The sequence below is a fragment of the Candidatus Palauibacter soopunensis genome, from assembly GCF_947581735.1.
GTDB classification, from domain to species: Bacteria; Gemmatimonadota; Gemmatimonadetes; order Palauibacterales; family Palauibacteraceae; genus Palauibacter; species Palauibacter soopunensis.
This window is the reverse complement of sequence record NZ_CANPVT010000002.1, coordinates 1-19,923: the sequence shown is the minus strand read 5'-3', so window position 1 is coordinate 19,923 and position 19,923 is coordinate 1. Positions and strand designations below refer to the sequence as shown.

Sequence of the window (19,923 nt, the reverse complement as noted above, 5' to 3'; positions counted from 1 at the left end):
CCCGCAGCAATGACGGGCCGGGGCGCCAACCGCCCCGGCCCGCTGCCTAGCGGCCGGGGCCGAGGAGGACGGCGTTCATGAACAGGAGCTGCGTCGCCTCGGCATAGGCGCGGTAGTTCGGGTCTTCGGCGAAGGCCACCAGTTGTCCTCTTCCCACCGGCTGGTGGATGAGGAAAGCCTTGCTCGCGAGTTGTGGGCGCGACTCCTCCCACACGATCCCGCTCAGGACGAGATCCTCCAGCGCCGCGTAGCGTCCCACGTTCGTGCCTTCGTCGAGCGTGATCGGACGGAAGACGCGTGAGCCCGAGACGAGGACGCCGATCTCGCCATCCGTGCCCGCGGCGAGCCAGTGCTCCGTGTCGAACAGCGTGCGCAGGATCGCGCCGGGCACGCCCTCCGGCGATTCGTCTTCGGGCGAGATCGCATCGAGGTATTCGATGGGTTGTTCGGGGGTGTCGGGCTCGGGCGGGTCGTCGCCCTCGGCGCGGCCGCCCCGGCGCTCGGCCTCGGTGGCGAGGAGTCCCGTCCGCGCGGCCCAGCGCGAGGACTCCGCCATCGTGATGAGCGTGCCGCCGTCGCGCATCCACGCCTGGAGGCGGTCCCGCAGCCCTTCGCCCACGGCGCCGCCGTAGTTGCCGCTCGGGAAGACGATGACGTCGTAGTCGGCCAGCCGCGCCCGGCCGAGGCTGGATGCCCGCACGGCCGTCGTGCGCTGGCCGTAGCGCCGCTCGAGGACGTAGCGCGCCCAGCCCACGGAATAGCTCCCGCCCGGGGCATCGTAGACGAGGAGCACGCGCGGCTCGCGCAGCGCCCGGACGCGGCGGCTGCCGAGCGACATCCCCTCGCGCACGTATGCGTCGCCGATGGGCACGACCTCGGCGCGGTGCCGGGCGGCGATGCCGGCCAGGCGCTGGCGCAGATCCTCGCCGTTCTCGGCCGCCCGGAGGATCGCGGTGCCGACGCCGAAGCGGCGGCCGTCCAGCGTGAACTCCGCACCGGCGGCCCGCACCCGGAGGCCCTCGCGCAGCGCCTCGGCGACCGCCGCGGCCCCGTTCGTGCCCCACGGGACCAGGTAACCGACGAGCGCCTCGGGCAGCGGGTCCGCGGGCTCGATCCCGCCGTCGCCTCCGCCCGCGTCCCCGGCCACCTCCGGGCGCGCGGCCGCGTCGCTCGCGGTCAGCGCCGCGCCGCGAGCCCCCGTCGCGGCCGTCTCGATCGCCTCCACGTCCCACAGGAACGGCTGGCTCCACGCGGTCAGGTCGTAGATCTCGTCCGGCTGCCGGTTCGCGCGGCGTTCGATCTGCCGCCGCACGAACTCCTCCTCCATCGGCACGTGCGCGTCGAGCAGGTTGTGGATGAAGCGGTGCCCGGGCTGGTCGAGCGGCACGACGAAGCTCGAACCCGCGGACAGCGTCCGGTCGCCGGCCGTCACCGGACCGGAGGCGCGAAACACCTCGATCCCGTTCTCGACGAGCATGAGGCCGAGCCGCTCCGCCATCCCCGGGTCGTGCGCCGAGTGCAGCACGATCTCGGCCGGCCCCCGCTCCCCGAGCGCGATCCCCTCGCGCAGGTACGCCAGGTAGTCGCGCAGGATCCGGTCCCGGTTCCGGGCAGACGTGAGCGCGGTCTCGATCCCCGCCGTGAAGTGGTGCAGCACGCCGTCGCCGTACGTGAGCAGGTCGTCGTCCGACTGCCGCAGCTTGAGGCCCCCCGCGCTCGCCTGCTCGTACGTCATCCCGAGCGCGCCGTAGCCCATCGGCCACATGTCCACGTAGCCCGGATAGAAGAGGTCGTACACCTCCCGGTTGAAGTACGCGAACCCGCGTTCGTCGAAGCGCGCCGCGATCGCCTCCCCGAACACGTCCATGAGCGCGACCTGCCGCTCCCCGAACCAGGGGTTGGAGGGCGGCGCCGTCGGCGGGAAGAAGTAGGTCGCGTCCCCTCCCATCTCGTGCAGGTCCGCCACGATGTGGGGCCGGAACTCGAGGAAGATGTCCACCTTCCCGCGGGTCTCGACCTGGCTCTGGATGAAGAGGTCCCGGTTGAGGTCGAACAGGTAGTGGTTCCCGCGGCCGCCCGGCCACGGCGGGTCGTGCTCGGCGGAGACCCGGGCTTCGTCCGGCCAGCGCGCGTGCGCGACGGAGTTCTGGTACACGAAGCGGTTCCGCCCGTCCGGGTTCTCCATGGGATCGATGAGGACGAGCGACTCCGAGAGGATGAGATCGACGTCGGGGTCCCCCGTCGCCGCGAGCAGGTGGTAGGCTTCGGCCATCGCGGCGCCGCTCGAACTGATCTCGTCGCCGTGAATCCCGTGCATCAGCGCGGTGACGACCGGAAGCTCGGCCAGCAGCGCCTCCGCCTCCTCGTCGGAGAGGCCGCGGGGATCGGCGAGCCGCGCGATCCCGGCCTTGATTTCCTCGAGCCGCGCCATGCGCTCGGCCGAACCGATGACGAGGACGACGAGCGGTCGTCCCTCCCAGCTCTCCGCGTATTGGATCAAATGCGTCCGCTCCGGCGCCGCCGCGGCGAGCGCCTCCATGTAGCGGATCACGTCGTCCGGCGGCGTGACGACGTCGCGGAAGCCGTGTCCGGCCACTTCTTCGAGCGTCGGGATGTCGGGGTCATAGCGCGTTCCGGGCGCGAGTTCCTGCGTCACGGCGGGCGCCTGCATCAGCGCGGCGAGCGCGAGCGTGGATAGCACGGCGACTTCTCCAGCGTTCGAGGATTGGACGGACGGCGACTCACTATTGCACGTTCGTCGCGGCGTTGCACCATCCGGCGGGGGAGGGGCATCGTCAGGCTCCACACACCCCCGCGACCCACGGTCGGCCGGAGAAGCCCATGAACGAACCCGCCGCGCGTTCCCGCTCCAGCTTCTGGAAGAGCTTCGGCCCCGGTCTCATCTGGGCCGCGACCTCCATCGGCGTCTCCCACCTCGTGCAGTCGACGCGCGCGGGGGCGGAGGCGGGGTTCGCCTTCGTCGGCGTGATCGTCGTCGCGCTCGTCCTCAAGTATCCGTTCTTCGAGTACGGGGCGCGCTACGCGGCGGCCACGCGGCGGAGCCTGGTCGAGGGCTACCGCGACATCGGCCGCTGGGCGCTGTGGCTCTTTCTCGCCATCACCCTCGTGACCGCGATCATCTCGCTGGCGGCGTTGGCGATGTTCATGGCCTTCCTCACGCGCTACGCGTTCGGCGCGGAGTGGCCGCTGGCGGCGACGGGGGCCGTGCTGATGGGCGCCTGCGTGGCGGTGCTCGCGGTGGGGCGCTTCCGCGGCCTCGACATCACGATCAAGATCCTGCTCGCGATGCTCGTCGTCTCGACCGTGGCGACCGCGCTCGTGGCCGCGCCGCGCGCCGACCTCTCGACGCTGGCGCTGTGGCCGGGCGACGTCGTCGGCACCGTCGTTCCCTTCGCCTTCCTCCTCGCCCTCATCGGGTGGATGCCTTCGCCCGTCGACGTCGCGGTGTGGAGCAGCCTGTGGACGCTCGCCAAGGACAAGACGACGGGCGCGCGGACCTCGGTCGCGGACGCGAAGCGCGACTTCCTGGTGGGCTTCGTCGGCACCGGCATCCTCGCCCTCATCTTCGTGTCGGTCGGGGCCACGGTGCTCTATCAGGCGGACGTCACGCTCAGCGGCGCGGGGGCCGTGTTCTCCACGCAACTCGTCGACATGTACAGCACGACCCTGGGCTCATGGTCCCGCCCCATCGTCCTCGTGGCGGCGCTGGCGACGATCTTCTCGAGCCTCCTCGCCGTCACGGACGGCTTCCCGCGCGCGATCGAGCGCACGCTGGCGAACCTGCGGGGGCGCGTCGCGGCGGACACGGTGATCCGCGTGGGACGGGTCTACTGGTGGAGCATGATCGCGCTCCCCGTCGTCGCCTTCTTCATCCTCCTCGGCTTCTCCGGCAGCCTCACCGCGATGGTGGACTTCGCGACGACGGTGGCGTTCCTCACCGCGCCCATCCTCGGCTACTTCAACCTCCGCGCCGTGACGTCGGAGGCGGTGCCGCCGGAGCACCGGCCGGGCCGCGGCATGGTCACGCTGAGCTGGGTGGGGCTCGTCCTCCTCGGCGGGACCGGCCTCGCCTACCTCGTGTCACTCGTGCGGTGAGCGCCCACCCGGCCATGGACGAAGCGGCGGCTACTCGGGGCATGGTGGTGGGGCGCGTCGTGGGCCTGTACCGCTACCCCGTGAAGTCGATGGGCGGAGAACGCCTCGAGGCCGCCCGAATCATGCCGCGCGGGATGGAGGGCGACCGGGCCGGCGCGCTGGTGGATCGCGAGACCGGGCGCGTGGTGAGCGCGAAGCGGCCACGGCGGTGGGGGGCCGTCTACGGCCTTTCCGCGAGCTTCGAGCGGGAGAACGGGGCCGCGTCGATCCACGTCCGGTTCGAAGACGGCACGACGCTGTCGAGCGCGGGGCGCGAACGGCTGGAGGCCCGCCTGAGCGCGCTTCTGGGCCGGGAGGTCGCGTTCGCTACGGAGGCGGAGGGGACGTCGACGTGCGAGTACCACTGGCCGGACATGGAGGGACTCGTCCAGGACGGGCGGACGTACCGCGACGAGATCACGGAGTGGGAACTGCCGCCCGGGACGTTCTTCGACAGTTCCGGCCTCCACGCCCTGACGACGACGAGCCTCGACCACCTGCGGGGACTCGTCCCCGGGAGCGATTTCCATGTGAGCCGCTTCCGGCCCAACCTCGTGATCGAACCCGTCGCGGGGGCGCGGGGCTTCGTCGAGAACGACTGGGTGGGCGGCACACTCGACATCGGCGGGGCGCGCCTGCGGGTGACGAAGCCCTGCATGCGCTGCGTCATGGTCACGCTCCCGCTGGGAGATCTCCCGAAGGATCCGCAGGTGCTGCGCGCCGCCTTCGACCACAACGAGGGGAACGTCGGCGTGAAGTGCGAGGTGGCCGGGCCGGGCGCCGTACAAGTCGGCGACGAGGTTCGCCTCGGCTAGGGCGGTTCGCCGAACCGCCGCCGGGGGCACGAGTCTCGCCTCCGGAGAAGGGAGTGGCCGCTGGAGCATTTTGGCGTCGTAAGCCTGATACCGACGGCCGTCGTACTCGCCGTTGCGGTCTGGACGCGCCGGCCCGTGGAATCCCTCATCATCGGGGCGCTCGTCGGGTTCGTGATCCTCGCGCCCGGCGATCCGCTCACCGCGTTCACGGACGGCATGGTCGCGGTCATGCGGAACGAGACCGTGGGCTGGATCATCCTCGTCTGCGCGCTTTTCGGCAGCCTCATCACGCTGCTCGTCCGGGTGGGCGCCGCGGCCCGTTTCGGCGACGCGGCGTCGGCGCGCATCCGGACGCGCGGCGGCTCGCTGGCCGCGACGTGGCTCCTCGGCCTCGCCGTCTTCATCGACGACTACCTGAACGTCCTCGCGGTCAGCTCCTCCGTGAAGCGGTTCACCGACCGCCACCGCGTGTCGCGCGAGATGCTCGCCTACGTCGTGGACTCCACCGCCGCGCCCGTGTGCATCCTCGTACCGATCTCCACCTGGGCCGCCTACTTCTCCGGCCTGCTCGAGGAGACGGGGTGCGCGGCATCGGGCCGCGGCCTATCGCTCTACATCGATGCGATCCCGTTCATGCTCTACGCGTGGCTCGCGGTGGCGCTGGCGCTCCTCGTCGGAACCGGCCTCGTCCCCGCCGTCGGCCCCATGCGCAAGGCCGAGCGTCGCGCACGGGAGACGGGCCAAGTGGTGCCTCCGGGCCTGGAGGAGGCGAAGCTCGAAGGCGAGACCGATCCGCGCGCCGCCGAGCGCGCGCGCCCGTGGCACTTCATCGTCCCGGTCGTCACCCTCGTGGCCGCCACCTGGATCCTCGACCTCGACATCCTCAAGGGCGTCGTCGTGGCGCTCGGCCTCACCCTCGCCATCGTCGTGGGCACAAGGCTCCTCCCGGTGCGCGCCGCGCTCGACACCACCATGGCCGGCGTGCTCACGATGATCGTCCCCCTGGCGACCGTGTTCGGCGGCTTCCTCCTCAAGGAGGTGAACGACGGACTCGGCCTCACCGCCTACCTCATCGAGACCGTCGAACCCCTGATGACGCCGCAACTGCTCCCCGCCATCACCTTCCTCACGATGTCGCTCGTCGCCTTCGCCACCGCGTCGTTCTGGGGCATCTTCGCCGTGGCCGTCCCGATCGTGCTCCCGCTCGCCGATTCGGTGGGGGCGCAAATGCCCCTCGTGATCGGCGCCCTCATCTCCGCCAGCGCCTTCGGCAGCCACACCTGCTTCTACGGCGACTCGACCGTCCTCGCAGCCCGCGGCAGCGGCTGCGGCGTCGTCGAGCACGCCCTGACGCAACTCCCCTACGCCCTCTTCGCCGCGGGACTGGCCGCCGCCGGCTTTCTCGTGTTGGCTTGATCTCATTACGCGCCGTGACCCATCCGTCGTCCCGGTCGTCTTGCCAGCAATCGGATCTTCTATCGTGAGGTGGGCATGAGGCTATCGGATCGCGGAGTGCAGACTCGAGTTCGGCCCCTCGCGTGGGCGATCGCGGCCGTCCTTGCGCTCGCAACGAGTACTCCGGGGCTGGCCGCTCAGGAACCGGCCTGCGGCGATCGCGCCGTGCTGCGCGTGGTGGTCATGGATGAGGCTGGTGCGATTCCGATTCCGACCGCCACCGTGATTCTTCGCTGGACCGAGACGGATCAGGTGCGAAGACCGGTGCGCCAGGACGTGGGGTCCGATGGTGGCCTTGTGCTTTGTGCTCCGCCCGACGCTCGCCGGGCCACGCTATGGGCAGAGTTCGCGGATGCATCGAGCGAGGAGGCCGTGGTCAGCATAGCGCGGGGAGTGTTGCATGAAGTGGAGCTCAGGCTCCGTTCAGGGTCGGTGAGGACGGGACGCCTGATCGGTGAGGTGCGAGACGCTCTGACCAATAGGCCGGTCGTGGCAGCGGCGATCTCTGTCGTGGGCGGTGCGGCCGTGGCTGAGACCAACCGGCGGGGCGTTTTCATTCTGAGTGGCGTTCCGGTCGGTGTGCATGAACTGGCTGTACGGCGCCTCGGTTACGCTCCCCTTGATCATACCGTGGCGGTGTTACGCGGAGTCACGACGGAGGTCGAGATCGGGATGGCTCCGCAGCCCATGGAGATGGAACCGATCGTGGCCACGGCGATGAGATCGCGCCGACTGGAGATCAAGGGCTTCTACGAGCGCAAGTACTGGGGTGAACTCATCGGCGGGGCGACCTTCCTTACGGAGGCTGACATCGAGCGGCGCCGGCCGATATTCATCTCGCACATGATCGCCGACGAGCCGGGGATCCGACTGCAAAACTGCCGCCTTCGACGAGGCAGCTGCCAGTTGGTGAACATAAGAGCATCTTCGCGGATGCTGGGGGGATGCCCGGTAAAGTTCTATCTCGATGGCACGCCGGTCAGGGCTCTCGGTGGACGAATGGGGGAGTCCATCGACGATCTGGTACGGCCGCACGATATCGCGGGCGTCGAAATATACGTGAGCGCTTCGTCCCTCGCGGCAGAGTTCGGCGGATCCGCCTCCCAGTGCGGGGTCGTCGCAATCTGGACGAAGTAGCTCGGGTACCCGGCCGCTCGGCCTCGACAACACTACGGTCGGAGTCCTCACGATGATCGTGCTCCCGTCGACCGTGTTCGGAGGGTTCCTCTTCCTCGCTTGATGCCGCGGGGTCCGTATCCCAGTCTTGAGGGGAGATGCGGAGATTCGCGAGTTCTGATCCCAGGTCGGTGGCACGGTTGGCGGCGCGGCAGTTCGCCTGGAGCCTCGCTGCGGCTTGGGGGCTGGCCGGAGGCGCCGGAGTTCTCTCGGCCCAGGAGTCGGATTGCGGGGACCGCGCGAGCTTGCGGATCCGTATCGTCGACGACGACGGCTCGGCTCCGGTCCCCAACGCGGTGGTGGTCGTGCGGTGGACGGAGACCGAGCGCGCGAGAAGGCCGGTGCGCGAAGTTGTCGGTGCCGACGGACGCCTCGTCCTCTGCGCTCCGCGGGACGCGACGCAGGCCACCCTCTGGTCGGAGTACGGGAACTTCTCGAGCGAAGAAACGGTCGTCGTCATCGTCGCCGGAATGTCCCACGACATCACGCTCATGCAGCGCTCGGGGCGGATCAGAACCGGGAGGCTGATGGGTCATGTGCGCGATGCCATCACGGATGATCCGGTGGTGGCCGCCACGGTCTCCGTTCCCGACCGTCTGCGGGTGGCCGAGACCGACCGCCGGGGGCGCTTCGTCCTCAGCGGCGTTCCGGTCGGCATGCAGGAACTCAACGTGCGTCACATCGGGTACGCTCCGCTGTCCTATGTGCTCCAGGTCTCGCCCGGCCTCACCACGGACGTGGAGATCGGCATGGTCCCGGCGCCCGTGGAGATGGAGCCGATCGTAGCGACCGTGACGCGGTCTCGCCGACTGGAGGTCAAGGGCTTCTACGAGCGCAGGCACTGGAGCGAACTCGTCGGCACGGGCACCTTCTACACGGCGGAGGACATCGATCGCCGCCGGCCGGTCGAAATCTCGCACATGATCGCCGACGAGTCGGGAATCCGGCTTCAGTGCAACGCCCGGCGTACCGACTGCAGGCTGGTGAACACGCGGTATTCGTCGGGAGTCGCGGGCGCCTGTTCGCTGAGCTTCTATGTCGACGGTCTGCCGACGAGGGGGATCCCACTGGACGACGTGGTGAGGCCGAACGAGATCGCGGGCATCGAGATATACAAGGGGCTGTCGTCGGGTCCGGCGGAGTTCCCGCCTTCCCGCTGCGGCCTCGTCGCGGTCTGGACGAAATGACGTCCGAAAAACCGAACAATTGGAGGTGACGAGATGAAGCGAAGCAGCGCGTGGTACCTCGCCGTTCTTCTGGTCGCGGGATGCGGCGGAGGATCCGAGGCCGGCGAGGCGGAGATGGCGGAGATGGCGGAGACGGCCGAAGCCATGGACGAAATGGCGGACGCGGGGCTGGCCTGCGTCGTCATGGGCGATGTGGAAGGCCGGGCGAGCCCGCTCCAGGAGCTGAGCTTCTCGTACGACGGGGGTGAAGGTCTCCTCTGCTACGGCGCGCCGTCGGCCCGCGAGCGCGTGGTCATGGGCGAGCTCGTCCCTTACGGGGAGGTCTGGCGCCTCGGTGCGAACGAAGCGACGGCGCTCCACCTCTCGGCCGCCGCCACGGTCGGCGGCGTCGCGCTCGGGCCCGGCAGCTACTCGCTGTACGCCACGCCCGGCGAGACGGAATGGGAGTTCCACGTGAACTCGGAGTACGACCGCTGGGGGATCCCGATCGACGCCGTCGTCCAGAGCACCGAGGTGGGCAGTTTCATGGCGACGCCCTCGGCAACCGCCGGCATGGTGGAGATGATGACCTTCGAGCAGGTGGACGGCGCGCTCCGCTTCTCGTGGGAGAACACCCAGGTCGATATCCCCCTCGGCATGTAGGATCCCACATCCCCGCCTTTGGCGTCCCGGTCAGCGGTGGCGCCAGAGGCGGGTTTCGAGGTGCCGCTTGATGGCGGGCCATTCGTGGAGGAGGACGGAGTACATCACGTCGTCGCGCACGCTCCCGTCGCGGCGCAGGGAGTGATTGCGCAGGACACCGTCCTTCTTTGCGCCGAGCGCCTCGATGGCCCGCTGGGAGCGCAGGTTCATCCCGTCCGTGCGCAGTCCCACCACTCCACATCCCGCCGTCTCGAAGGCGTGCGTCATGAGGAGGATCTTGCACGCCGTGTTGACGTGCGTTCGCTGGTGGCTCGCGCTGTACCAGGTGTAGCCGATCTCCACCCGGTCGACGTGCGGCAGGATGTCGTGGTAGCGGGTGGAGCCGATCACCGCGCCGGTGTCCGCGAGCCGGACGACCCACGGCAGCATGTGGCCGGCGGTCTGGCCCTCGAGCGCCGTCTCGATGTAGTCGGTCACTTCGTCCGGGGCCGGGACGAAGGTGAAGAAGAGGTTCCACAACTCCCCGTCCGCGGCGGCCTCGGCGAGCGCGGCGGCGTGCTCCAGGCCCATGGGTTCCAGCCGGACGCCGTGTCCCTCGAGGGTCACGGGCCGAAGTTCGATCATCGGCGCGTGCCGGAACGGCGGTGGGCGGTCACTCCGTCCCGCCCCCGAGCATGTGGGCGCTGATCCCGTCGCGATCGACCATGTCTCCCCGCAGATAGACGGCGTCGATCCGGCGCGTGTTCGTGATGTCGTCGAGCGGGTTCGCGTCCATCACGATGAAGTCGGCGCTCTTGCCGGCCGCGATCTCGCCGAGGTCGTCCCAGCTCATCAGTTCGGCGGACGTCTTCGTCGCCGCGACGATGACGTCACCCGGCGTCATGCCGGAGCGGACCATGTCCTCCATCTCCTGGTGCACGGCCCAGGCCGCGTTGCCGTCGGTGCCGAAGGAGATCCGGATGCCGGCCTCGGCGAAGCGGGCCAGGTTCCGCGCCTGGATCCCGAAGGACTCCCGCGCGGCGGGGTTGTCCACGGAGGCCGCCTGCATCTCCGCCAACTGGTCCGCCGGCACGGTGCCGGCCAGCCAACTCAGGTCGAGCGCCACCCCCGGCCCGGGAAGGTTGGGGACAAGGACGACCTCCGGGCGCTCGGCCCACAGTGCCATGAGTTCGTCGTCCGCGTCGAGGTCGCGCACGCCGTGCGCGAACACGTCCACGCCCGCGCGCAGCAGCTCCTTGGCGTCCTCCAGATAGAAGACGTGGGCCGTCACCATGAGACCGTGCCCGTGCGCTTCATCGATGATCGCGCCGTAGAGTTCCGGGGGGAGTTGCTCGTACCGCCCTCCGCGGTCGTCCACCCAGATCTTGATGATGTCAGCCTGCCGCTCCGCCAGTTCCCGGACCGCGTCCCGTCCCTCCTCCTCCGTCTCGATCCAGTAGGGGGCCTCCGAGCGGCCGGGCTCCGGCATCGTGATCCCGCGGTCGGCCGTCTTCGCGCGGGCCGCGTCCGGGATGACTTCGTCGCGCATCTCGATCCCGATGCCGCCGGTCTCCGTCCCGAGGCTCACGACGGCCCCCGCCCCGTAATACGCCATGTGCCGGAGCTGTTCGATCCGCTCATCGCGCTCGGAGGAGAGGTGGAGGTGCGCGTTCACGATCGCGGGCATGACCGTCTTGCCGCCGAGGTCCACCCGTTCCGCGCCGTCCGGCACCTCGACGTCACCGCTCGCCCCGACGGCGGCGAACTGGCCATCCTGGACGAGGAAGACGGCGGACGAGATCACGGAGCCGTCGCCCGTGAGGACCGTGGCGCCCTCGAACGCCGTCACGCCGGCGCCCCCTTCGCCTCCATCGGTCGCGCAACCGGCCACCAGGACGGCGGCGATCGCGAGGACGGCGGGACGAACGGCGGGGATCGATGTGACCGCATGGGCGCGAAGCATGTCTACCTCCTGTCAGGCTCCTGTGGGACGGCATAAGTATAGAGGCCGAATGACTCCCCTGACACGGACGGACGATCCCCGGATGAGCCATCCCCGCTGCTCCCGTTTACTCGTCGTATCGCTCCTGACCGTCGCCGCGTGCGCCCCCGGCGGTGGAGACCCGGCGGGCGACGAAGGCGACGTCGTCCGGACCGCGCTGCACGACTTCCGGGTCGAAGAGGTGGCGGACGGACTCGTGCGCCCGTTCTCGCTCGCCTTCACGCCCGAGGGCGACCTCCTCGTGACGGAACGCCCCGGCCGGCTCCGCATCATCCGCGACGGCACGCTGCTCCCGGATTCCGTGGAGGGCCTGCCGCCGATCCGAGCGCTCGGACGCGGCGCCCGCTCCATGGCCGGCTTCGAGCAGGCGGGCCTGCGCGACGCGATCCTGCACCCGGATTTCAAGACGAACCGGCTCCTCTATCTGAGTTACGTGAAGCCGGGCCCCGATTCGCTGGGCACGATCGCGATCGCCCGCGGCCGGTTCGAGAACGACCGGTTGAGCGACGTCGAGGAGCTGTTCCACGCGGACGCGCCGGGGAACGGGACGGAGCGCAGTTCGATGTGGGGCGGGCGCCTCGTCTTCGACCACGACGGCTACCTGTTCATGACGCTGGGCGACCGGCAGTGGCCCCCGGCGGGCGAACTGGAGGCGCACCCCGCGCAGAATCTGGCCAACCACAACGGCAGCACGATCCGACTCCACGACGACGGTCGCGTCCCCGCGGACAATCCGTTCGTGGACCGGGAGGAGATCCACCCCGAGATCTGGACGTGGGGCCACCGCAACGCGCAGGGGATGGCGGTCCATCCGGAGACGGGAGAGCTGTGGCAGAACGAGCACGGCCCGCAGGGCGGCGATGAGCTGAACCTCATCGAGCCGGGGCTCAACTACGGCTGGCCCGTCGTCGGGTACGGCGTGAACTACCGAACCGGCGCGCGCATCCACTCGGGGACCCTGATGGAGGAGATGGAGCCGCCGGAGCACATCTGGGTTCCCTCCATAGGCGTCTCCGGGATGCTCTTCTACACGGGCGACGCGTTCCCCGAGTGGCGCGGCGACATGCTCGTCGGCGGTCTCAGCGGGCGACGCCTCGCGCGGCTGCGGTTGGACGGCCGGGAGGTGGCGCACGAGGAGACGCTGCTGGAGGGGATCGGCCGCATCCGGGACGTGCGCCAGGGACCGGACGGGTTCATCTACCTCGCGATCGACGGGGAGACGCGGGACGTGGACGGCCCCGCGACCGGCATCGTGCGCCTGGTGCCCGCCGGCCGGCGGTAGCCCATGCGGAGCGTCGGCGGGTTTCGCGCGTCCCCCGTCTTTCTCCTCGCTCTCCTGGCCTGCGGAGACGATCCGGCGGCGCCCGCGCTCCCCGTACCGACGTCGATCTCGATTGCGCCGTCCACCGTGACGCTGTGGCGGGGCGTCAGTTTCCATCTCACGGCGACCGTCCGCGACCAGGACGACCGCCCGATGTCCGCGGTCGCGGTGAGCTGGCGGTCCGGTGACCCTTCCACCGCGACGGTCGACGCGACGGGGCTCGTAACGGCCGTCGGGAGCGGGGAGACGACGGTGACGGCGACGGCGGGCGCCGCCTCGGGGACGGCGGTCGTGAACGTCGACAACGAAGCCACGGACCGGGTCGTCCTCACGGCCCTGTACGAGACGACGAACGGCACGGGGTGGAGGAACGCGGGCAACTGGCTCAGCGACGCGCCGCTCGCGGACTGGTACGGAGTCGAAGTCGACGCCGCCGGCCGCGTCACGAAGCTGCAACTCGGCGAGAACGGTCTCGAGGGGCCGATCCCGCTCGTGATCGGCCACCTCCCCACGCTCACGGAGTTGTACCTCCACGACAACGCGCTGGCCGGCTCGATCCCTCCGATCATCGGCCAGCTGTCCGAACTCCGGATTCTCGAACTGTGGTCCAACGACCTCACGGGCTCGATCCCGCCCGAACCGCGAGCACTTCATGTATATGATGGCCTTACAACGTGTTAGCCAATGTCCAGGTGTTTGTGTATCACTTCTGATATGCGGTTCTGAACGCGAATCTTAATCGACCGCGCCGGATCTCTGTGGACGCAAATTTGTTCGACCAAGCCGTGGGCAAGCAGCAGCCGAAGCGTCTCACCCTCACACCTCCCATGCGCGCGGAGGCGAGGAGCGGCATTACATGCCAGTGGTTCTCCGGTTGGTGGGTGGTTCGGCCTCCAGTGTAGAATCTCGTTCCCCCCGCCGCCGAGTGATTTGAGGTCTGTTTCGGCCACGAGAGTCCCGGTAGGCTTCGTTCGCGCTTCCGCACTGCGGGCAGGTCACGCCGCGCTATAACCGTCAGCGCCCCAACCGGCGGCTGGCCCCTATTGAAGCACTAGGTATTGATGGCTCGATACGGTCCCCTTGTCGCGAATGCCGTGGCTCTCGCAGTGGGACACACACTCCGAGTAGGTATCAACGACTCGGAACCACCTCTTGGCGACCCGCGCAAGCTCCTTTGCCATATCGCACTTCTTGCTGGCTCCGAGGTGTAGTACCACAACACCCCCCGATCGCAGCCGTTCTCGTGCCTGCCGCAGCATCGGTCGGTAGACATCGAACCCGCCCTTCTGGCGCTTTTCCACGAACGCTGCCGGACGATCTTGAAAGTCCCTCCGCTCCCAACCGCAGAACCACAACCGCATCCAGTTCCCGAGATAGAAGCGAGTGCTACTGAAGAATGGCGGCGAGGTGATTACTGCATCCAGTGAGTCCACTTCCGAGGGCCACCACCCTGTCGCATCTTGGAACAGCGAGTATCCGTGGGCAAACCCGTCCTCCACCTCTACCCTCGTACTCCGGTTCAGCTTGTCTACGAGCCTTGGCATGAGCGGCCGATAGAACGTGTCACCGGTTGGGGCGAAGGGTGTGATCGGATGCGATCTTCGGCTGAGCGCATACGGGCGATTACCGTGAAGGATGTGCAGCAGACAAGCCAATACGAGTGACTCGGCGGCGCTGCTCGGTGGATGAGCGAGAAAAAACCGACGCGCGACGAGTATCTCTCTCAGTGTCTCCTCATGGAAATAAGAGGTAAGGTCGCCGTTGAAACGAATGGACTGCGCCGATTCCATGTCTTCGCTACGAACGTCACGGTCCTTCAAACAGTCTCTGAGTCGCTGTACCGTCTCGTCGCATTCCGCAAGAGTCCAATTCCCGATCTTACCGGCTGCGATATGAACCGCTGGCGGGCTGATATCGAATCCCCACGCAGTGACGCCATGCAATGCGGCTTCGAATGGTATCGTGCCCACGCCGGAAAAGGGGTCCACGATTCGGTCGCCCGGCGAAGTAAACGTCCGAACAAGATGCGCGGCCAGCGATGGCTTCATCTTTCCCTGATACGAACAAAGAGAATGAAGAGGGTGTCCCCAATTGCGTTTAGCAAACTCTCCCTGCTGATGAGGGAGCGTATCCTTGAAAGCTGTCCAAGCGGCCGACCAATTCCTGGGCGGTGTCTGTGAACTTGGCGGTCTCGAAGCGAACGTCGATTTGGGAGCGAATACGAGTAGCTTCTGGGCCAATCTAATCTGACTGCGAGAAAAGCGGCGGCGGAGTACTACTTGGTCACGGAGCTCGAAGCCGGCTGAATCGAGAGACTCCTCGATGAACATGTCTGTCGGCACATGCACGCCTGCGTACGCAGAGTCCCCAATATCGATAACGATGGTACCATCTTCCTGCATCCGATCAGCTACCGCGTGGAGTATTGACCTCATCTCCGAAGCGAAGCACGCCACCATACGAGGGATCCTCGTATCATAAGCGACTTCCTCCAGCCGGCTCACAACCCGCTCGGCCGACGATGGCAGGCGTCCGATTGGCTTGCGAACGGTTACATCGTTGATCCCACATGTGAGGGAGGAGTATCGGAGGCGGGCGAGATCGTCACGACTTCCAAGGCATCTGAGGAACCAGAGTTCGACTTTCGTATTCCTAAAGTAGTTGGTCCCATTCAAGTACGGTGGGCTCGTGACAACAGACGCGAAAGACACATCGGGAATCAGGTGTAAGCGTTTGGCGTTCTCCAGAAGCAAGGTCGGTGTTTCGTCGATTCGTGATGACACCTGAGTGTCCTGCGCGATTCTCCTCAAGGCCGTTCTTGTCGCGCCACGTATATCTGGCTGGAAGCCCGCCATTTCGGCATCCGTCCTGAATCGCAGATCCCCTCGCCGAATCAGCCGGGACGCGGGGATTAGCGATCTCAGTACAGCTACCGTAAGGAAGCGTCCCACGAGCGGATCCTCGCGACCGATGGCGTCGATCAGAGTCCGGTATCGCAGCACGTCCTCGAAGACTTCGGGATCGAAGAACACACTGGCGCCAAACACCGAATCATGGGTACGACGCAATTGCGCATCCGGCGAGGAATCATCGAGTCTCTTGTCGAGAACGTCAGCCAGCACCAGAAGCGAGTGTGTGAGACGGACTCGGTCACGGCTACGCAAACGGAGGGCGAGCACCTTGGCAGCGATGACGAACTGAAGGACGGGGTTGATCTCGCCAAAACACGCTTTCTTCCCAAGACGTGAAGCTGTGAGCGGGGTCGTGCCCGTGCCAGCAAATGGATCGAATACGCTGGTCGCATTGGGGCAGTAGTTCTCGATTACAGCCTCAACGAAGGCTGGGGAGTATCCCTCAAGGTACGGATACCATTCGTGCAGAGGTTGATCGCGGCCTCCAACGAACGTTGCTTGGATGGGGTCAAGAGTTAGTGGATTCGCAGTCCCGAATCCCGGCAGATGCAGATTCGCGGAGTCCCGGCTTGCTCGGAGCTGATTTCGCAGCATGTGGATGCAGAAGGCGTTGACCGACCTACCGTGTCGTTTGGCGTCGCTCCGAAGTGACAGGAAGCTCTCCTGGCCGAGCGCCGAGCGTAGCGCGTCACTTGTCAGGTGCTTCACAGCTCGGAAGACATCTTGATCACGAGGCCCGAAGGCGAGCGTGAGACTAGACCGGCCAGACGACGGCGTCTCTGGGTAATCGCGGAAGTACACGTTCTTGAATGACTGTCCCATTCTTTCCTTTCCTAGAGCGGACAAGAAGGCCCGAAGCAACTACCATACCTATGGTAGATACTTCGCCCCGTCCCGGCAAGGGGATCCCGGAGTTCCGGGGGACGAGACACGCCGCGCAGGGACAGGCGGGCGTCAGCGCGTGAGTCGTAGCCACTCCGCACGGTAGATGACGTAGCTGGTGGCGCTCTGCTTCTGGACTGCGAGCTTCGCGGCCGGATTCTGAATGATCCGAAGCTTGGGGGACGCGCTGGCAACGTGCTCGACGAGCGCCAGGAAGTAGCTGTCGCCGTGCTGACGAGCCGCCCGATACTCGGTCGACGTGAGACTCACGGCATCCAGATCGCCGAGGCTGCTCTTCACCTCGACCAACATGGCCCGATCTTTCCGGCGCGCCCAGAGGTCGAAGCCATAGCCACGCCGATTAGTATAGAACGCGACCTGCCATCCCTGTGACCTCAGAACCTTAGCAACGAAGCTCTCGGCATCTGCGCCATCATTCCCAACCGGCGCGGTAGGGGGTTCGAGTAAACCTTCGACCTCCGGTGGCGTAGGCATCCGTAAGAGCGGCGGTGAAGATCCTCTCGGCGGAGGCCCGGCTGACGCGGCCCTTCCGTCGGCCGGGCGATATGCGGCTCGCTCTTGGACCCACGCCGTCGTCAACAGCAATCGGGTATCCTGACGCACCATGCTCGTCCCAAGGGAAAAGAGGGAGAATGTGTGCAGCCCGATATCACGCCAATTCGAATACTGCTTGGCCCCCGGCATACGGTTCCGTACTTTGCGGTGCAGAGAGTCCTTTTCCCGTTTCGTCAACTCACGGTACGCTCCGATAGCTTCGGCTGCCCACGGCACTTCCTCGTCCGTACGTATCCGGGATACGAAAAGGTCGAACTCGTCCCGGTCGATGTAACCGTCGCAGGTCGCAAGCAACTGTCGTGCTATCTCGTACACCGGCACGTCGAACTCGCTGTATTCCCTGACGCGCTGAGGCGGCGACCAAGGCTCGACCGCGAATCGCATTGCGGCGAGCGCATCTTCAACCACGGCTGACGGGTCGTCCGAATTGGCCAGGTCATGGCCACGCTCGGTGAGCTGGATCCGCCGCCATCTATTGCCCTCCACTCGGCGCAGGAGTCGCAGGGGCTTGTCCATAGCGAGAAGATGATGACGACGCAACTGACGCCCTGGGTCGTCGCTGTCGATATCGACGATTCTCGCCAATCGCTGGTAGTCGCCGTAGGTCAACTCAACGATACCACGCCCAGCCCGGTTCGCGAGGTATCCGGCAATGCTCTCCAGCCACGAGAGGGAAACGTGGACTCTCGTGATGATGAACCAGCCACGGTCTCCGCGATCCGCTTCGTCAAGGCGTTTCACGAGCAACCGCCGGACGTTGTGTAGACTCACCTTGCAACCCCAGCTTGGCAGCCCAACCGAGTAGTTCGGACGTGATCGAACGGTCGCGTCGGCATCCGCCGTTCCCAATACCCATGGTGCCTGGGATGCACTGTGGCGGCCGAATCCGGCAGTACGCGGCGCCGACACGTAGCCCCACTGCTCGAGGAGACCATGCGAACGAAGCCGTCCCACCGAATCCGGCCCCACTTGGAGCGCTGAATCAGGGGGGACAAGCAGTACAGTGCCATCGCACCGAGAGTCTTCTTCTGGTTCTCATGGGCCATCGTGGCCGATCCGGCGTGCAGGGAGTGTAGGTAGTGTCACGGAACGAATACGTTCGCTGGAGGCATCGTACAAGGGAAGGCTACCGGCCTTGAGGAGGATGCAGGGCTTCCGATTTCAACCCAACCGATACGCCACTCGACCCTCACCGGCTCGGCCCGGAGTCCCGGTCCGGCCCCGGCCGCCGTATCCTTTCCAGCAGTTGCCTCGTCATCTCCACCTGCTCCCTGGCCCTGCGCCGTACGTCCCGGAGTATCCGGTCAAGTCCGTCACCCGCGCGCTCAGCCGCTCGACTTGCCGCTGCAAGGCTTCGACCTGTTCTCGCAACGCTCCGATCTGCCCGGAGTGCCACCGCTGTTCCGTTTCGTACTGCCCGGACAATCTTTCCAATGCGGCCGTCAGCCGCCGCTCCAAATCGGTCACGCAGCTCCCTCCTCACTCCCTCGACAGCTTCAAGTAGGGCCGCCCGTCCATCGTGAACGCCGGACGGACCGTCGTGCCGGCCGGCAGCGACACGTACCGGTCCCCGCTGCTCTCCAGCAACTCGACGCCCCAGGTCGTCTCCTCGATCTCGGCCAGCATCGCGCGCGCCCACCCGGTCCGCGTGTCCAGCTCGTCCAAGGTCTCGATCCGGTCGTGGATGCTCCTCGACAGCCAGTGCATCGTCCCCAAGCTTCCGAAGCAGATACCGAGGAAGAGGCTCATGCCGACCACCAGCGGCCGGAGCCAGGCCTTCATCAGCAACTCGCGCATCCGCCCGGTCGCCTCGACCGTATCGGCCTCGATGGAACGCAGCGCGCCGCTTGCGATTGCGCTCAAGTTCTCGCCGAGCCGCGCGAGCTCGCGCGCGGCTTCGTCCTCGATTCGCCTCCGGTCGGCCTCCAGCCTGCTCCTCAGCCGGGAGGTCAAGTCGCCCGGGCTCGAAGTCTCGTTCATACAGTTCTCCTCTCAGCCGCCACCGCTTCCCGCTGTCGGGATCGCGGGCGGTGATGTAGTCCTTGCCTTGGCGGGTCACGTCGAGGCCAACGTCCTCCAGCGCGGAGACCACGTCGGCTCGGTCCTTGACCGCGCCGTGCTCGACGCGCTGCACGAGGTAGTCGCGGATCAGCGTGCGCGGGTCCGCCTCGTGTTCGAGCCCGGCCCGCAGCTTCGACGCCTCGATGTAGGCCACGTGGCCCGGCCGCTGCGCCCTGGCCCGCGCCGGGTCGTCCGGTCGGCTCCAGCCGTGCTCGTGGTTGAAGGCGTCGCGAAGCGGGGCGAAGGTCTTCTCCCAGCCGGGGGGCGCGATGTTCAAGCTGCGGCCCGTCTGTAGGTCGCACTGCGCGGCCAGAATGTGGACGTGGACGCCGCCTCCGCGCTCGCGGTGCAGAACCGCCGTCCACGAGTAGCGGTCCGGCTCCAGTCCCGCCCACGCCGTCTTCTCGAACTCGTCGAGGACGGCTTCGATCTGTTCGTCGGTCGGCCGGTCCTCCGGTGCCCACGCGATCACGGCCGACCTGTATTTGCGCTCGAAGTCGAGCGAGTCGGCCACGGCGGCCACCATGTCCGGGTTCCCGCGCCACACTTCGACGCCCTCGCGCTCCCGTCCCTCGGCGTCCAACTCGCCGACGAGGTACTTGACCGCCGCCCTAGCCGAGCCCTTCCCGTGGGGCAGGAACTTAACGAGCATCGTCGCCGTCCTCGTCGATGCGGGCGACACGGAGCAGCGAGTGCTCGAAGGACACGAGGTGGGCGATCACCGAGACGGCCTCGGCCGCCGTCCTGTGGGTGTTCGCCC

15 protein-coding genes are annotated in these 19,923 nt (G+C 67.2%); 9 read left to right on the top strand and 6 right to left on the bottom strand.

Going from position 1 to position 19,923, the window contains the following annotated elements:
- Positions 1 to 46: 46 nt before the first annotated feature.
- A complete protein-coding gene (locus RN901_RS00410) occupies positions 47 to 2,701 on the bottom strand; it encodes a M14 family zinc carboxypeptidase (RefSeq protein WP_310754697.1) in 2,655 nt (884 codons plus the stop codon).
- Positions 2,702 to 2,841: 140 nt separating this feature from the next.
- Here RN901_RS00410 and RN901_RS00405 point away from each other — a divergent pair, with 140 nt between their 5' ends.
- The 6 genes from RN901_RS00405 to RN901_RS00380 all read left to right on the top strand — a co-directional run bounded on the left by RN901_RS00405 (position 2,842) and on the right by RN901_RS00380 (position 9,430).
- Positions 2,842 to 4,116 (top strand): hypothetical protein, encoded by a 1,275-nt coding sequence (locus RN901_RS00405; RefSeq protein ID WP_310754695.1) that lies wholly within the window; start codon positions 2,842 to 2,844, stop codon positions 4,114 to 4,116.
- Entirely contained in the window at positions 4,113 to 4,970 is an 858-nt protein-coding gene (locus RN901_RS00400) for an MOSC domain-containing protein (protein WP_310754693.1), read from the top strand. Before RN901_RS00405 ends, RN901_RS00400 begins: the two co-directional genes overlap by 4 nt.
- Positions 4,971 to 5,030: 60 nt before the next feature.
- The gene (locus RN901_RS00395; protein WP_345782341.1) at positions 5,031 to 6,386 is read left to right on the top strand and encodes a Na+/H+ antiporter NhaC family protein; all 1,356 of its coding nucleotides are present in this window, start codon (positions 5,031 to 5,033) and stop codon (positions 6,384 to 6,386) included.
- A gap of 204 nt (positions 6,387 to 6,590) precedes the next feature.
- Positions 6,591 to 7,562: a carboxypeptidase regulatory-like domain-containing protein gene (locus tag RN901_RS00390; protein WP_310754691.1), complete on the top strand. Its 972-nt coding sequence runs from the start codon at positions 6,591 to 6,593 to the stop codon at positions 7,560 to 7,562.
- Between the two features lie 170 nt (positions 7,563 to 7,732).
- On the top strand, positions 7,733 to 8,788 hold the full coding sequence (locus RN901_RS00385) for a carboxypeptidase-like regulatory domain-containing protein (RefSeq protein WP_310754690.1): 1,056 nt from the start codon (positions 7,733 to 7,735) through the stop codon (positions 8,786 to 8,788).
- Between the two features lie 33 nt (positions 8,789 to 8,821).
- Positions 8,822 to 9,430 carry a DUF2911 domain-containing protein gene (locus RN901_RS00380; protein ID WP_310754688.1) on the top strand — a complete coding sequence of 203 codons (609 nt, stop codon included), beginning with the start codon at positions 8,822 to 8,824 and terminating at the stop codon, positions 9,428 to 9,430.
- A gap of 30 nt (positions 9,431 to 9,460) precedes the next feature.
- Here RN901_RS00380 and RN901_RS00375 read toward each other — a convergent pair whose 3' ends face one another.
- A complete protein-coding gene (locus RN901_RS00375; protein WP_310754687.1) occupies positions 9,461 to 10,054 on the bottom strand; it encodes a GNAT family protein in 594 nt (197 codons plus the stop codon).
- 28 nt (positions 10,055 to 10,082) lie between these two features.
- On the bottom strand, positions 10,083 to 11,372 hold the full coding sequence (locus RN901_RS00370) for an amidohydrolase family protein (RefSeq protein ID WP_310754686.1): 1,290 nt from the start codon (positions 11,370 to 11,372) through the stop codon (positions 10,083 to 10,085).
- Between the two features lie 82 nt (positions 11,373 to 11,454).
- Here RN901_RS00370 and RN901_RS00365 point away from each other — a divergent pair, with 82 nt between their 5' ends.
- Complete coding sequence (locus RN901_RS00365) at positions 11,455 to 12,693, top strand: PQQ-dependent sugar dehydrogenase (RefSeq protein ID WP_310754684.1); 1,239 nt, start codon at positions 11,455 to 11,457, stop codon at positions 12,691 to 12,693.
- A 3-nt stretch (positions 12,694 to 12,696) separates the two neighbouring features.
- Complete coding sequence (locus RN901_RS00360) at positions 12,697 to 13,413, top strand: Ig-like domain-containing protein (protein WP_310754683.1); 717 nt, start codon at positions 12,697 to 12,699, stop codon at positions 13,411 to 13,413.
- 359 nt (positions 13,414 to 13,772) lie between these two features.
- Here RN901_RS00360 and RN901_RS00355 read toward each other — a convergent pair whose 3' ends face one another.
- The 3 genes from RN901_RS00355 to RN901_RS00345 form a co-directional block, all read right to left on the bottom strand.
- Positions 13,773 to 16,466: a DNA methyltransferase gene (locus RN901_RS00355; RefSeq protein WP_310754682.1), complete on the bottom strand. Its 2,694-nt coding sequence runs from the start codon at positions 16,464 to 16,466 to the stop codon at positions 13,773 to 13,775.
- A gap of 132 nt (positions 16,467 to 16,598) precedes the next feature.
- Complete coding sequence (locus RN901_RS00350; protein ID WP_310754680.1) at positions 16,599 to 17,843, bottom strand: DUF3883 domain-containing protein; 1,245 nt, start codon at positions 17,841 to 17,843, stop codon at positions 16,599 to 16,601.
- A 738-nt stretch (positions 17,844 to 18,581) separates the two neighbouring features.
- Complete coding sequence (locus RN901_RS00345; protein WP_310754678.1) at positions 18,582 to 19,082, bottom strand: hypothetical protein; 501 nt, start codon at positions 19,080 to 19,082, stop codon at positions 18,582 to 18,584.
- Positions 19,083 to 19,149: 67 nt separating this feature from the next.
- Here RN901_RS00345 and RN901_RS00340 point away from each other — a divergent pair, with 67 nt between their 5' ends.
- The gene (locus tag RN901_RS00340; RefSeq protein ID WP_310754677.1) at positions 19,150 to 19,458 is read left to right on the top strand and encodes a hypothetical protein; all 309 of its coding nucleotides are present in this window, start codon (positions 19,150 to 19,152) and stop codon (positions 19,456 to 19,458) included.
- Positions 19,459 to 19,923: the final 465 nt, after the last annotated feature.